This is a genomic window from Xanthomonas sp. (assembly GCF_017163755.1).
In the GTDB taxonomy this organism is placed as follows: domain Bacteria; phylum Pseudomonadota; class Gammaproteobacteria; order Xanthomonadales; family Xanthomonadaceae; genus Xanthomonas_A.
On the sequence record NZ_JAFIWC010000002.1, the window covers coordinates 74,206 to 88,105 of the forward strand.

General features: G+C 74.3%; 7 protein-coding genes and 1 pseudogene. All 8 read right to left on the reverse strand.

All coding sequences use genetic code 11. The features are described 5' to 3' along the window. Positions 1–2 precede the first annotated feature (2 nt). Positions 3–1,685, reverse strand: a complete 1,683-nt coding sequence (locus tag JR065_RS02210; protein ID WP_206231883.1) for a ShlB/FhaC/HecB family hemolysin secretion/activation protein — start codon at positions 1,683–1,685, stop codon at positions 3–5. Next, positions 1,682–2,140: a hypothetical protein gene (locus JR065_RS02215; RefSeq protein WP_206231691.1), complete on the reverse strand. Its 459-nt coding sequence runs from the start codon at positions 2,138–2,140 to the stop codon at positions 1,682–1,684. Before JR065_RS02215 ends, JR065_RS02210 begins: the two co-directional genes overlap by 4 nt. Continuing rightward, positions 2,137–5,781, reverse strand: coding sequence for a protein kinase domain-containing protein (locus JR065_RS02220; RefSeq protein WP_206231692.1), 3,645 nt, complete (start codon positions 5,779–5,781; stop codon positions 2,137–2,139). The genes JR065_RS02215 and JR065_RS02220 overlap by 4 nt, the downstream gene beginning before the upstream one ends. Positions 5,782–5,787: 6 nt before the next feature. Then, on the reverse strand, positions 5,788–6,519 hold the full coding sequence (locus tag JR065_RS02225; protein WP_206231694.1) for a PP2C family protein-serine/threonine phosphatase: 732 nt from the start codon (positions 6,517–6,519) through the stop codon (positions 5,788–5,790). Continuing rightward, positions 6,519–7,115 (reverse strand): type VI secretion system-associated protein TagF, encoded by a 597-nt coding sequence (gene tagF, locus JR065_RS02230; protein ID WP_429001832.1) that lies wholly within the window; start codon positions 7,113–7,115, stop codon positions 6,519–6,521. Before tagF ends, JR065_RS02225 begins: the two co-directional genes overlap by 1 nt. Next, complete coding sequence (gene tssM / locus JR065_RS02235) at positions 7,112–10,651, reverse strand: type VI secretion system membrane subunit TssM (RefSeq protein ID WP_206231698.1); 3,540 nt, start codon at positions 10,649–10,651, stop codon at positions 7,112–7,114. Before tssM ends, tagF begins: the two co-directional genes overlap by 4 nt. A 5-nt stretch (positions 10,652–10,656) precedes the next feature. Continuing rightward, positions 10,657–11,966 (reverse strand): annotated as a pseudogene (icmH, locus tag JR065_RS02240) (type IVB secretion system protein IcmH/DotU). Beyond that, positions 11,948–13,282, reverse strand: a complete 1,335-nt coding sequence (gene tssK, locus JR065_RS02245; RefSeq protein WP_206231702.1) for a type VI secretion system baseplate subunit TssK — start codon at positions 13,280–13,282, stop codon at positions 11,948–11,950. The pseudogene icmH and the gene tssK overlap by 19 nt, the downstream one beginning before the upstream one ends. Between the last annotated feature and the right edge of the window lie 618 nt (positions 13,283–13,900).

Below are 13,900 nucleotides of genomic sequence, written 5' to 3' on the forward strand. Positions count from 1 at the left end.
CCTCAGAAGGTGAAACCGAAGCGCGAGTAGTAGCGGACGTCGCGTCCGTCGGACGCATCGCGCCCGCCGGTCGGACGCGATGCGCTGAGCCGCAGCTCGAAGTTCTTGAACTGCGGCAGGCGCAAGGTGGCGCCGACCCCGGCGCCGTCGAAGGTTTCCACCGCCGGCGCCAGCACGCGGTTGCCGCCGGCCGGATACACCCGCGCGTGGTCGGCGAACACATCCAGCTCCAGCACCTCGCGCCACGGCCGGCCGTTGAACGGCGAGGCGGCATCGGCGAAGCCCGGCGCGTCGACGTGGTATTCCAGCGCGGCGTAGTAGCCGCGGTCGCCGAGCGCGTCGGACACCGGGTAGGCGCGCACGCTGTCCGGGCCGCCCACCGCGAACTGCTCCATCGGGGTCAGCGCGTCGTCGCTGTACTGGCCGTTGAGCTTGAAGTACAGGCGCTGGGTGCGGCTGAGGTACTGCATGCGCGTATAGCCCAGCCGCGCGATCGTGAAGTGGCGGTCGTGCTGCGGGCTGACCAGGTCCGGCGCCTCGGAGCGGTCCTTCAGCGACTGGCGCAGGCTCAGCTGCAGCAGATCGATGCCGCGCCAGCGCAGGTCGGTGCGGCGCATCGCCGCGCCCAGTTCGACCACGTCGAATTTCTGGTTGGACAGCTGCATGCCCATCGCGCTGAGCCGCGACTGCTCGCGCAGGTAGCGCGCCGACGCCTGCCACTGCAGGTTCTCGCGGTTGACGAACTTCCAGTCGCCGCCGGCATAGGCCACCGAGGTCGGACCCTGCAGGCCGAGCGCGGCGAACACGCCGTTGCGCACTTCCAGTTCGCTGCGGCTGGCGCCGACCACCGCGCCCAGCCCGGGCACCGCCGGCACCGGCAGCGCGTAGGACAGCGCGCCGATCCGGCTCTGCCGCGGGTCCAGCGCATAGGCGTAGCTGGCGGAGAACACGTCGCCCAGGCCGAGCGGGCTGTTCCAGGCGATGCCGGCCTGGGCGCGGTAGCGGCCGGTCAGCTCGGTGCCGTAGTTGTTGCCGCCCACGCTGATCGCATATGGCCGCGGCGCCTCGCTGGCGACCAGCAGCACGTCGGTCTCGCCCTCGTGCTTGCCCGGCTGCAGCACCGAGGACACCGACACGCCCGGCAGGTCGCGCAGATACAGCAGCGCGCTGTCCACCTCCTGCTTGCGCAGCGGCCGCCCGTGCAGCGGCCGCAGCGGCGCGGCCAGGGTGCCGTTGCGGTAGCGCGACGCGCCCTTGACCTCGACCTGGCCGACGCGGCCTTCGAGCACGCGGATCTCCACGATCTGCGCCGGGCCCGGCGTCTGCGCCGGCAGGTAGGCGGTGCTTACGATGAAGCCGGACAGGCGGTAGAAGCGGGTGATGGCATCGGCCACCGCCTGCAGCTGCTCGAAGCGCAACGCCACCGCGGGCTGGCCCTGCGCCAGGGCCTGGAACTGCGCGTCGGCCAGCGCCTGCACCGTGGCCGGGGTGATGCCGGCCTGCGGGTGCTCGCCGACGTCGCGCACGCGGAAGCCGCGCACCTGCAGGGCGACCGCCTCGCCGCTGTCGCGGTCCTTCAGCGGCGGCAGCGCCGCGGCGGCGCCGGCATCGGCACCGGCGGGCGCCTGCGCCCACACCGGCGCGGCAGCGAGCCACGCGGACACGGCCGCGGCCAGACACGTCATGCGCATGCGATTTCCCCCGAACCCGATCCCTGTCGTGCGTCGTCTCCGCCGGCGGTTGCCTGCGTTGCCGCCGGGAACCGGGCGGAACGGTGGGCGAACGTGCCGGGGACGGCGGCCGCTTCCGAACGCCCGGCGAGCGTGGGCGTTGCGTCTGCGAAGAGTAGCAGCAGCAGCAAGGCCAGCAATAGCGCCAGGCCCAACAGCAGCCATCCGAACCGGCGCCGGCGCGCGGGCGCGGCGGCCAGCAGCAGCGGCAGCGGCTCGTGCCCGGCGTGCGCCGGCGGGACGGCCGGCCGCAGCGCGTTGCGGTGGGTGATGCCCTGCGCGCCGCCGCGCACGGCGGCCAGCACGTTGCGCCGGCGCGCGCGGTATTCGTCGCGGCCGATGCGGCCGTGCTGGTACGCCTCGGCCAGCGCGTGCAATTGCGCGTTGGCCCGCTGCTGGGCATCGTTCATGGCAGTTCCCGCAGCACGCGCAGGCCCACGTCCGCCTGCGCCGAACCGTTGTCGGCGCGGCGCGCCTGCACCGTGCAGTCGGACCAGTAACTGGCGAAACTGCCGCCGCGCGCCTGCACCCCGCCGCCGCTGGACACCCATTCCCATACGTTGCCGGTGACGTTCACCAGCCCCCAGGGATTGGCGTCGCGGCCGCGCGCGGACACCGGCGCGCGCGCGGCGTCGCCGGCGCTGGCGCTCGGCGGCACGCAGTTGCTGTCCTCGGCCTGGCGCCAGTCGGCGCCGGCCTGCGCGGCGTGCTGCCACTCGGCGTCGGTGGGCAGGCGGTAGCGCCAGCCGCCGCTGCCGATGGTGAGCCAACGCAGGTACGCCCTGGCCTGGGTCAGGCTGATGTTGCGCACCGGCGCGCGCGCCAGCTCGGCATCGCCGGCCGGCTGCGCGGTGCACTTGCCTGTGGCCTGGCAGAACAGGTTGAAGTCCGACACCGCCACTTCCGCGCGCGACAGCGCGTACGGCTTGCCGCCGGCCACGCCCGGCACCACCACCAGCATCGGCCCGCGCTGCTGGCCGAGCATGTCGAAGCAGGCCTTGCCGCGTCCGGGCAGCGCCGCGCCGCCACACGGATCCGGGCCGGTGGGCACCGGCGGCAGCGGTTCGTCGTCGGCGCCGGGCGCGGGCGCGGCTGCCGCGCCGGCCGCCGCGGCGCGCGGCGTCGCGGCCGCCGGCCTGGATCCGTCGGCCTTGCCGCCCGCAGGCCGCTTCGCGTCCGCCGTTGCGGGCTCGGCCGCGGCCGCGGGCGCCACCGCGCCCGGCGCCGGCGCGTCGCCGCCCGGCCGCTGCAGGCGCGCGGACAGGCTGCCTTCGGGCAACCGGCCCTGCGTCTTCAACTGCGCTTCCAGCTGCGCCATCGCCTGCGCATCGCGGCGGTACAGCGCGTCCAGGCGCTGGCCCAGCTGCTGCCGCGCGGGCGCCGGCAACGACGCGGCGGACGCGTCCATCACCGCGGCGACCACCTGGTAGCGTTCGTGCGCGGCACGCAGTTCGGCACGCTCGCCGAGCGCGGCGATGCCCTGGCCGAGCAGCTCGGCCGCCTGGCGGTAGCCGCCTTGCGCGAACGCGCCGCCGGCATTGCCCAGATAGACGTCGGCCAGCAACTGCGGCCCGTCCTTGGCCAGGAACGCGTGCTGCGGCTGCAGCGCGCGGATCCGCGCCAGCGCGGCGCGCGCCTTGTCCAGGTCGTTGGCGGCGGCGGCGCGGCGCAGCGACTCGATGCGCGAGGCCACTTCGGCCTCGGCGCTCTCGCGCGCCAGCATCGCCTGCAGCTGCGCCTGCAACGTCTGCAGGCGGTCGCGCTGGGCGAGCAGCGCAGGCGCATCCGGCGCCTGGCGCAGGCCGAACGCGACCAGGTCCTGCGCGCTGGCCAGCTGCGCCGGATCGCTCTGCGGCGCCACCGTGGCCACCACCGCGGCGGCCAGCGCCTGGGCCTGCGCGCTGCGCTCGTCCGCCGGCAGCGCGGCCAACGCCGACGCCGCCTGGTCCTGCCAGCCGAGGTCGGCGCTCGGCGCGGCCAGCAGCGCGGCGAGCAGTTGCCGCGCCTGCGCCGCGCTGCGCGGCGCGGCGGGGTCGGCGCCGCGCGCGCGCAGCCTGTGCTCGGCCTGCGCCAGCTGCGTGTCGCGCAGCTGCAGGCGCAGCGAATCGGGAAACGCCGCGCGCGCCTGCGCCAGCCGCGTGCGCGCCGGCCCCAGCTGGCCTGCGCCGATCGCCTCGCCCACCACCGCGTCGTAGCGCAGTTCCAGTTCCGGATGGCGCAGCAGGGCGCTGGCCGGATCGATCTCGCGCACCTGCTCCAGCGTGGCCAGCGCGTTGCCGGGCTGCTCGCGGAAGATCGCCCCGGCCTGGATCTGCCGGTTGAGCGCGGTGTCCAGCGCGTTGAGGCGTTCGTTCCTCTCCCGCTCCATGGCCTGGCGGCGCGCGTCCAGCGCCGGCGAATACAACCGCAGGCGGTCGCGCAGCGCGAACACCTGCAGCGCGCCGCGGTAGTCGTAGCGGCCGCTGGACGGATTCCACAACGCGTCCAGGCGGCGCAGCAGGAAGTCCTGGATCAGATCGCCGCGGTCGACCAGCAGGCGCCGGCGGTCGTCGTCGTCGAGGCTGGACAGCGCCTGCATCGCCTGCGCTTCGTCGGCGTAGCGCTGCGGGTCGTCGGCGCCGAAGCGCGCGGTGACTTCGGCCAGCTGGCGCTGGTGCAGATAGCGCGAGCCGCCCCAGCCGCCGAGCCCGACCAGCACCAGCGCCGCGGCGCCGTAGCCGGCCAGCGGCAGCGCGCGCTCGCGCAGCGGGATCTCGCGCAGGCCCTGCAGCAGCGCCTGGACGTCGCGCAGGCGCTGCGCGGCCGGGAACGCCACCGCCGCGCACAGGGTCTGGTACTGGCGCTTGGTCAGTCCCGGCACCGGCGGCGGCATGCGCCCTTCGCGCAGCGCCACCTCGGCGCTGAGCTTGTCGAACGGATGCTTGCCGGTCAGCAGCTCGAAGCACACGCAACCCAGCGCGTAGATGTCGTCCGAGGCGGTGGGTTCCTGGCCGCGGATCATCTCCAGGCTGGCGTAGGCCGGGGTCAGCGCGCCGAGCGTGGCCGCGTCGAACACGGTCTGCTCGCCGCTGGCGTCGGCGGCGTGCTTGCCGGCGCGGGCGATGCCGAAGTCGAACACCTTCGGCACCCCGTCGCGGGTGACCATCACGTTGCCCGGCTTGAAATCAGAGTGCACCACACCGGCGGCGTGCGCACGCGCCAGCGCGCGCGCCATGCCTTCGATCAGCGGCCGCGCCCGCGCCAGCGGCATGCCGTGGTAGGCCTGCTCGCGGATCAGCGTCTTCAGGTCGCAGCCGTCGATGTACTCCATGGTCATGAACACCAGGGTGCGGTCCTTGTCGAAGTCGTACACGCGCACGATGTTGTCGTGAGCCAGCTTCTGCGAGCGCCGCGCCTCGCGCTGCAGCGCCACCAGCGAATCGGGGTGGCGGCGGAACTCGTCGCTGAGCACCTTCACCGCCAGCCACGGGTCGCGGTCGCGCGCCTCGACCTTGCGCTCGTCGCGCGCCAGGTAGACCACGCCCATGCCGCCGCGGCCGAGCTCGCGTTCCAGGTAGAAACGGCCCTTCAGCAGCGTGCCCACGGTGGCGTAGTCGCCGCCGGCGGCATCGGCCAGGCGCTGCCAGCTGGACAGGCTGGCGGTGCCGGCGGTGCCGGTCGCGCCACCGGTGCCGGTGCCGCCGGTGGCATCGGCGTCGGCGCCGGGCAGCGGCATCGCCGGCTGCACCCGGGTGGCGTCGTCCTCGACGGCCGGCGGCGGCGCGCGCCGCGGCATCACCACGGTGGCGTCGTCGTCGACCGGCGCACGCGCCGCGCCCGTGGCGGCGGCGTCCCCGCGCAGCGCGTCGAGCCGGGTCACCAGCGTGGTCACGGTGGTGGCGTCGAGCAGCCGCTGCCGCTGCAGCGTCCACAGCGTTTCCACGCCGGCGCGGTACTCGGCCTCGGGCAGCGCGCTGCGCCGGGCCAGCGCGTCGAGCACGGCCTTCAGGTCCAGATCGCCGCTGCGCATCGCAGCGACCAGTTCGACGACGGTGGCGGTGTCTTCATGCACGGGGTGTCACTCCTGCAGGCGCACGACGACGGCGGTGACGTTGTCGCGCGCCGCCCTGCCCATCGCCAGTTCGAACAAGCGCGCCAGCAGCGCGCGCGGATCGCCGAAGCGGCGGCATTCGGCGTCCAGCTCCGGGTCGGGGATTTCCTTGTTGATGCCGTCGCTGCACAGCAGGTACTGCGCGCCCGCCGCACTGGGCGCCAGCACCCAGTCCACGAACAGCGGCTCCTGCGCGCCGACCGCGCGGGTCAGCACGCCGGCGTTGGCGGCCGGATCGGACGCGGCCGCGCCGGCCTTCGCGAACTGGGTGGCGTCGTCCTTGATCCCGTGCACGTGGTCGCGGGTGAGCTGGCGCAGCGGCCCGGCGAACTGGCCGTAGCCGCGGCTGTCGCCGACCCAGCCGCACAGCATGAAGTCCGGGTCGTACACCAGCACCACCACGGTGGAGGCGATCATGTCGACCTGGCGCTGCGCCGCGCAGCGCAACAGCTCGCTGTTGATCTGCGCCAGCGTGTCCTCGATCGCCTCGATGAAGTCGCACACGTCCGGCGCACGCGGCAGCGCCGCCAGCCGCTCGACGATCAGCCCGCTGGCGTAGTCGCCGGCGGCGTGCCCGCCGAGGCCGTCGGCCACCACCCACAGGCCGGCATCGTCGCGCAGCAGCAGCGCGTCCTCGTTGTGGCGGCGCACCTTGCCGGTCTCGGTATGGCCGGCGGAGCGGTAGCGGGACACGGCCATCAGCGCGCGTCCTGCGGCAACGCCACGCCGCCGCGCAGCCAGGCCAGGTAGTGGTGCGCGGCCAGCAGGCCTTCGCCGTGCAGCACCGCGCCGTCCTCGCCCCACCACTGCGCGTGCCCGCGCAGCGCGCGCGGCGCCGGCACCGCGTCCGGGACCACGGTCGCGTCCGGGTCCGGCGCCAGCGTCAGCACCTGCGCGTCGAACGCGTCCACGCCCAGCGTGCGCGCGCGCAAGGCTTCGCCGAGCACCGCGGCCGCGCGTGCGTACCAGGCCGGCGCCGGTGCCTGGGCCTGCGCCAGCGGCAGCGCGATCAGCAGCGGGAAGCAGCGGCCGACGCGATCCTCGCCCGGCCCCAGCACGCCGGCCCACGCCTGCGCATCGCACACGCCCGCGCCGAGCACGAAGGCGCGGATGCCGCTGCCGCGGTACGCCGGCGCCCACTGCGCGCCCAACTGCTCGCGCGCGGCGGCGACCAGTTGCGAAAAATGCCGGTCCCAGGCCTCGACGAACGCCGGCGGCAGGCGCCGCTGCACGAAGTCGCCGGCGCCCGGCAGCTTGCCGAAGAATCCGGGCAGCAGGGCCTGCGGCATGCTCAGCCCCCGCACGCGAAACGACGCACGTCGGCGTCGAGGAAGGGATGGCGCAGGTTGCCGGCGCGCAACGGCAGCTGCACCGCATGCCCTCCGACATCGAAGCGGGCGACGAAGCGCAGGTCCGACGGGTTCTGCAGGTCGCCGGCCTGCAGCGCGCGGAACAGCGCCCAGTCGCCCTGGTAGTCGAGCCGGCCGAGCGCCGCGCCATCGCTGCCGAACGCGGCGATGCTGACGTGGCCGGGCGTGGGCCCGGGCCACTTCATCGGCTTGCTGTCGATGCCGCCGGGGCGGTAGTCGTACTGCTGGCCTTCGATGTCCACGGTCAGCCGCGCCACGCCCTCGCCCAGGGTCGGCGCCAGCAGGGTGAAGCCGACCTCGGGCATCGCCGCGCCGCGGAAGTATTTCTGCCGGATGCGCTCGGCCAGCTGCAGCTGCGCCGGCAGCCCGGGCGCGCCGGCGAGCGCATCCGGGCCGCTCTTCCAGCGCCAGTCGCGCCCGCTGGTGTCGAGCAGGGCGCGCAGCGAATCGCGGTACAGGGCGTCGAAGCGGCCGCCGACGCCGAACAGCTCGCCGAAGTTCTGCAGCGGGATCTCGCTGGCGCTGGCCGGATCGAACGGATAGCGGCCGCGCACGAACTCGGCGCACACCACGCCGACCGCCTGCTGCACCTGCGCGTCCAGCGCGGTCTGCGCGCCGCGCGCCATCAGCGCGGCACTGCTGCCGGTCAGCGATTGCAGCCAGCCGGACAGCGGCGGCGGCAACTGCGCCGCTTCCTGCCGCGCCAGCAACAGCTGCGGGTTCGGCTGCGCGGAGGCGGTGGCCGGATCGGTCATCGTCAGCAGGGTCTTGCTGAGCTGGTCGAGCACGCCGAGCACGTGGTCCAGCGGCGTGGCGCCGGGCGCGCCGTCGCCCAGGCCGTTGAGCGCGGCGAAGTGCTCGGCGATCGCCGCGCCGGGCGGCGCAGCGGCATCGGCGCCGCCGTCGCCGCTGGCGGCCAGCGCCGCGGCCATCGTCGCGTTGCCGCCGGGCAGCTTGGCCGCCAGCGTGGCGCCGGCCTTGCCCGCCGCGGCGCGCGCCGCGTCCTGCGCGGGCGCGGCCGGCGGCGCGCGCAGCAGCTGCCGGGTGTTGTCGCGCACCAGCCCGAGCAGCAGCCGCAGCGGCGAGCTCGGCCCGGCCAGCTTGGCGGCGATCGCGCTGGCCTGCTGCAGGTCGGCGGCCGGCTGCAGCTGCAGATCGGCGAGCAGGCCGTCCCAGTAGCGGATGTAGTCCTGTTCGTAGAGCACGCGCACCTGCTGCGCCAGCCGCGCCTTGCCCAGCGCGTCGATGCGGCGCGGGCCGAACACCCAGTCGTCGCGCACGAACTGCTCGACCGCCTCGCCGATGCCCTGGCCGGCCAGCGCGGCGAACACCGGCTGCGTGTACAGCGCCGGCAGCGGCTCGGACAGCGGCGCGCCGCTCTTGCGCTGGAACACGTTGCCGAGCAGGCCCAGCGCCTTGTCCAGCTGCAGCGGTTCGGCGCCGGCCTGCGGCTGCGACAGCTTGAGGTTGCCGTACACCAGCGTGGCCAGGTCGGCCGAACGCAGCGTGTTGCGCGCCTGCTCCAGCAGCGCCGGATCCAGCGACAGCGCGCGCAGGCGCCCGGGCTCGTCGAGCAGTGCCTGGAAGTGCGCGGCCAGCGCCTGCTGCAGCACCGCGTCGCCGGGGAACAGCTTGCGCCACTCGATCGCGGTCAGCGCGGCCAGCTGGTCGCGGTCCAGGTGCTGCGGCTGGCCGAGCATCAGGTAGCCCTTGAGGTAGTAGTACAGCGCCTGCGGCGAGCTGGCGGCATGCTCGGCCATGCCCTGGCGCAGGCGTAGCGCCACGCCCGGCACCAGGGTGCCGTTGAGCTGGCGCAGGTAGGCGTCGTGCAGTTCGTCGCCGACCGCCTCGCCCTGGTACAGGCCCAGCCGCATCGACCACGGCGCGCGCCCGCGGTACTGGCGCGCGACGCGCTCCACCGCGCGCGTGCCCTCCAGCTGCTGCAGCGCCAGCGCGAAGTACTGCGGCGCGGTCGCGGCGTTGTCCGGATCCGGCGCGGCCGGCCGTGCGTCCAGCGCCGAGCGCACCTGCGCCAGGTAGGCGCGGTTGCCCAGGTAGCTGCCGCCCAGTCCGGCCAGCAGCGCCGCGGTCAGCAGCGCGACCGCGGCGTAGCCGGCCGCCTGCAGCCAGGCGCGGCGCCGCTCCAGCGCCGGCGCGCGCCCGGCCAGCCCGGATTCGCGCAACAGCACCTGCTTGAGCAGGCGTTCGACAAAGAACGTGCGGCGCTGCGCGCCCGGCGCCTGCACGCTGGCCTCGGCCAGGCCGAAGGTGCGCGCCACCGCGCCCATCATGCGGTCGATCGGCGTGCCTTCCTGGGTGCCGGAGGTCAGGTACACGCCGCGCAGCAGCGGCGGCGCGGCATAGGCGGTGCCGGCGAACACGCCTTCGACGAACTGCCGCGCGGCCTCGCCGAGCGCGGCGAACTGCTGCGGGAACGACAGGATCGCCGCGCGCCGGGCGCGGTCGCGCTCCACGTGCATGCGCTCGAACAGCCGCGCGTTGAGCCGCTCCTGCAGCAGCGCGTATTCGTCGGCGAAGCCGCGCGCGGCGCTGCCGTCCAGGCTGCGCGGCAACGGGAACGACACGCCCCACACCTGCGCGCGCTGCTCGGGGTTGAGGTCGTCGAAGAACTCGCCGAAGCCGCCGATCAGGTCGCACTTGGTGAACACCAGGTACACCGGCACGCTCATCTTCAGCTGCTCGCCGAGCTCGTCCAGGCGGCGGCGGATCGCCTGCACGTGCAGGTCGCGCCCGGCGTCGTCGAGCAGCAGCAGGTCGGACATGCTCATCGTCACCAGCACGCCGTTGAGCGGGCGCCGCCGCCGGTAGCGGCGCAGCAGGCGCAGGAAGTCGAGCCATGCGCCGGCATCGACCTGGCGGTCCGAATCCTGCGTGGTGTAGCGCCCGGCCGTGTCCAGGAACACCGCTTCGTCGGTGAACCACCAGTCGCAGTTGCGGGTGCCGCCGATGCCGCGCAGCGCCTGCTGGCCGAACCGCGCGGCCAGCGGGAAATGCAGCCCGGAATGCTGCAGCAGCGTGCTCTTGCCCGAGCCGGGCGGGCCGATCACCACGTACCACGGCAGCGTGTACAGGTCGCCGCCGCCGCGCCGCTTGCGCAGGATCTGCACCGCCTCGTGGAAGCGCGCGTGCAGCTGGTTGCGCTCGTCGTCGCCGCGCGCCTGGCGGTCGTCGCCGAGCGCGTCCAGCGCCGACGGCGCGGCCAGTTCCGCCGACAGCTTGCCGGCCTGCCTATGCGCGCGCAGCTGCTGCCATTGCAGCCAGCCGGCCCACGCGCCGACCAGCAACAGGATCAGCAGCAGGCGCGCCACCGGGCCGGCCAGCGGCTGGCGCCCGGCGATGGCGACATAGGGCCCGATCAGCCAGATCAGCAGCGCGGCCAGCAGCAGCCCGGCCAGGGTCACCAGCCAGCGGGATTTCAGCAGTCCAAGCAGCTTGCCCACGGCGCTCACTCCCCCGGTTGGAACAGGATTTCCACGCGCCGGTTGCGCGTGCGGTTGGCCGCCAGCTGCGGCGGCATGGCGACCGGCTGCGAATCGCCGGCGCCGGCCGATTCGATCCGCGTCGGCACCGACAGGCGCTGCCCGAGCACCTGCGCCACCGCCTCGGCGCGCGCCGCCGACAGCGCGTAGTTGTCCTTGAAGCGCAGCGAGCGCAGCGGCTGGTCGTCGGTATGCCCGACCACGATCACCCGCCCCGGCAGTTGCTCCAGCGCGGCGGCGATCCTGCCCAGCAGCGGCAACTGGTCCGGGTCCACGTCCACGCCGCCGGAGGCGAACATCGCGCTGGCGTTCAGGCGCACCCGCGCCTGGCCGTCGCCGCGCTCGTCGACGCTGAGCAGGCCGGCGCGTTCCTGCGGCGCCAGCAGTTGCTTGAGGCTGGTCGCCGGCGGCGGCCGGCTCGCCTGCGGCGGCGTGCCGCGTTGCAGGCCGATCTGCGCCGCGGCGGCGCTGATCGGCGCCGACAGCGCGTTCAGGCGCGCGTTGAACCAGCCGAACGCGAGCAGCACCACGCTGGCCGCGGCGAGCGCGGCCACCCACAGCGGCACGTAGCGCGCCAGCCGGTTGCGGCGATCGTCCACGCCCTGCCAGTGCGGCGCCAGGGTGTCGGCGGCGGCGCCGCGCTGGGCGCGGATGCGCCGGTACAGGTCGTCCTGGATCTCCGCCAGCCGGGCGCGGCCGCCGGCCTCGATCTGGTAGCGCCCGGAAAAGCCCAGCGCCAGGCACAGGTACATCAGTTCGATCAGGTCCACGTGCCGCGGCACGTCCGCGCACAGGCGCTCGAGGATCTGGAAGAACTTGGCGCCGCCGTAGGATTCGCCATGGAACACCACCAGCAGCGTCTTCTGCGACCAGCCGCTGTGCTCGCCCCACGGCGAATTGAGCAGCGCCTCGTCGAGCATCGCGCACAGCACGTAGCGCGCCGCGGTGACCGCTTCCACCGGCGCGCCGGCGTCGCGGGCGCGCTGTTCGAAGCGCCGCACCTGCGCCATCACCTGCTCGCGCAGCCGCGCCACGTCGGGCATGGCCGCGCTGTGGCGCAGCTGCACCGCCAGCAGCAGCAGCGGGCTGGCCGCCTGCACCAGCGGATTGACGCTGCGGCCGAGGAACTCGCTGATGTCGGCGTCGGCCGCCGCCGGCGCGGTGGCCGCGGCGGGCGCGGCGGCGGCGCGGCGCGGGCGCATGATCGTGGCATCGCTCAACGGATCGTCGGCGGCGGGCGGTTGACGGTTCATGCGCTCAGCTCCGGATCGCCCACAGCTGCAGGTCCAGCCCGGCGAACTCGCTGCCGAAGTGGAACGCGATGCCGCCGGAGCCCTTCAACGCGCGCCACAGCGGCGACTGCTTGTCGAATTCGAAGTACAGGTAGCCGGCGTGGTACGGGATCTGCCGCGGCGCCACCGGCATCGGCACGGCGGCGATGCCCGGCAGCTGCAGGTTGACCAGGTCGCGGATCTTCTCCACCGGGCCGATCTTGGCCTGCAGCGGCAACTGCCGGCGCAGTTCCTCGGCCGGCACCTCGGCCTTGGCCGCGAGCACGAACGCGGCGCTGTCGAACAGCCCCGCGTCGGGCACCATCGCCACCCACACGCCGAACTTGCGCGCCTGCACCGGGATCGGCAGCGCGGTCTGCTCCAGCACCGCGCTGAGGCTGCCGCGCAGCGCGGCGAACACCGGCTCGAAGCTGGCCTGCAACGCATCGTGGCGGTACGCCGGCCAGGCCGGCGGCCGCTTGCCCGGCACGGTGAAGGTGCTCAGCTCGCCGGCCAGCGCGACCAGCGCCGCATACAGGTCTTCCGGATGCAGCAGCGGCGCCGACGACCAGTGCGCGACCTGCGGCTGCCAGCGGTTGATCACCTGCAGCAGCAGGAAATCGGCGATCTCCGCCGCGCCGCCGCGGTCGCCGACCGCCACCCGCCCGGCCAATGCTTCGCCGCGCTGGTGCAGCAGGCCGAGCAGTTCCACCAGGAACGTGCTCAGCCGCGGCGCCGACTGGCACGCCAGGGCGGTGGGCACGAAGGCCTCGTCCAGCGTCACCTGGCGGTCGGCGCGCGATTCGACGATGCGCGCCAGCGGGATCCGGGTCAGCCCTTCCAGCGGCTGCGACTGCGGCAGCAGCCGCGCGCTCATGCCGCCGACCTCCATCAGCACCGCACCGTCCATGCTGCCGGACGCGTCGTCCACTTCGGTCTCGCGCACCCGGTAGCGGAACAGCTGGTCCGGCGCCGCCTCGGCGCGGCCCACGTCTGCCTGCGAGGCCGAGCGCAGCGGCAGGGTCAGGTAGACGGTCTGGTCGCGCCAGTTCGGCTCCACGTCCAGCGCCGGCGGCAGCGGATCGTCGCCGGGCATCGCGAACGGCGTGCCGTCGGGAAACACGCCGCGCGCGCGGCGGATGCCGAGCTTGCCGATCGCCAGCAGGTCGGTTTCCAGTTCCAGTTCGGAAAAGCCCCACGCGTGCGGACGCAGGCGGCCGGCGCGCAGGTCCACGTAGCGCTCCAGGTAGCGCTCCTGCTGCTGCAGATGCTGGGGACGCAGAAACAGTCCCTCGCTCCAGACGACCTTGTTGTTCTGCATGATCCGCCGTGCCCGCTGCTGTCGATGGCCGCTGCGGCCGCGGCGTTGGACGCGGCAGCCGACCCCATTGCGATCCCCCTTGCCGAAAAGGCCCGGACGCGGCGCGCGGCGCGCGCAGTCCAGGCTGGCGGATGCAGTGTGGTCAGCGCGCCGATGCGCTACCCGACAATTCGTCTCAGCGCTGCCGCTATGCCGCGGCGACGTACTGCGCCCAGGAAATATGGCCGATGTCGAGGTGCCGTCGGTACTCGCTGCGCGTGTGTTCCTCCATCGCCTGAGCGCGGCTTGTGTAGGAGCGGCTTCAGCCGCGACAGGCATTCTCGGTAACGCGTGTCGCGGCTGAAGCCGCTCCTACAGGATGTGATGCCGTGCGCGCGCAGCAGCGGCACGTCGGCGCCCCAACCCATCTTCCCCGCGCGCCGCGACGACTTGAGCCGCGCCAGCTGCGCCTCGCAGGCGCGCGCGAACTCGTCGCCGAACAGGCGCCGGAAGCACTCGTCCGGGTCCTTGGCCAGCTGTAGGAGCGGCTTCAGCCGCGACAGGCACTATCGGCAACGCGTGTCGCGGCTGAAGCCGCTCCTACAGGATGCGATGCCGTGCGCGGGCGGCAGCGACGCG

Bases quoted from the DNA above. Each gene is read 5' to 3' on its own strand.
- JR065_RS02210 (WP_206231883.1), bottom strand. From the start codon at position 1,685: ATGACGTGTCTGGCCGCGGCCGTGTCCGCGTGGCTCGCTGCCGCGCCG.
- JR065_RS02215 (WP_206231691.1), bottom strand. From the start codon at position 2,140: ATGAACGATGCCCAGCAGCGGGCCAACGCGCAATTGCACGCGCTGGCC.
- tssK (WP_206231702.1), bottom strand. From the start codon at position 13,282: ATGCAGAACAACAAGGTCGTCTGGAGCGAGGGACTGTTTCTGCGTCCC.
- JR065_RS02225 (WP_206231694.1), bottom strand. From the start codon at position 6,519: ATGGCCGTGTCCCGCTACCGCTCCGCCGGCCATACCGAGACCGGCAAG.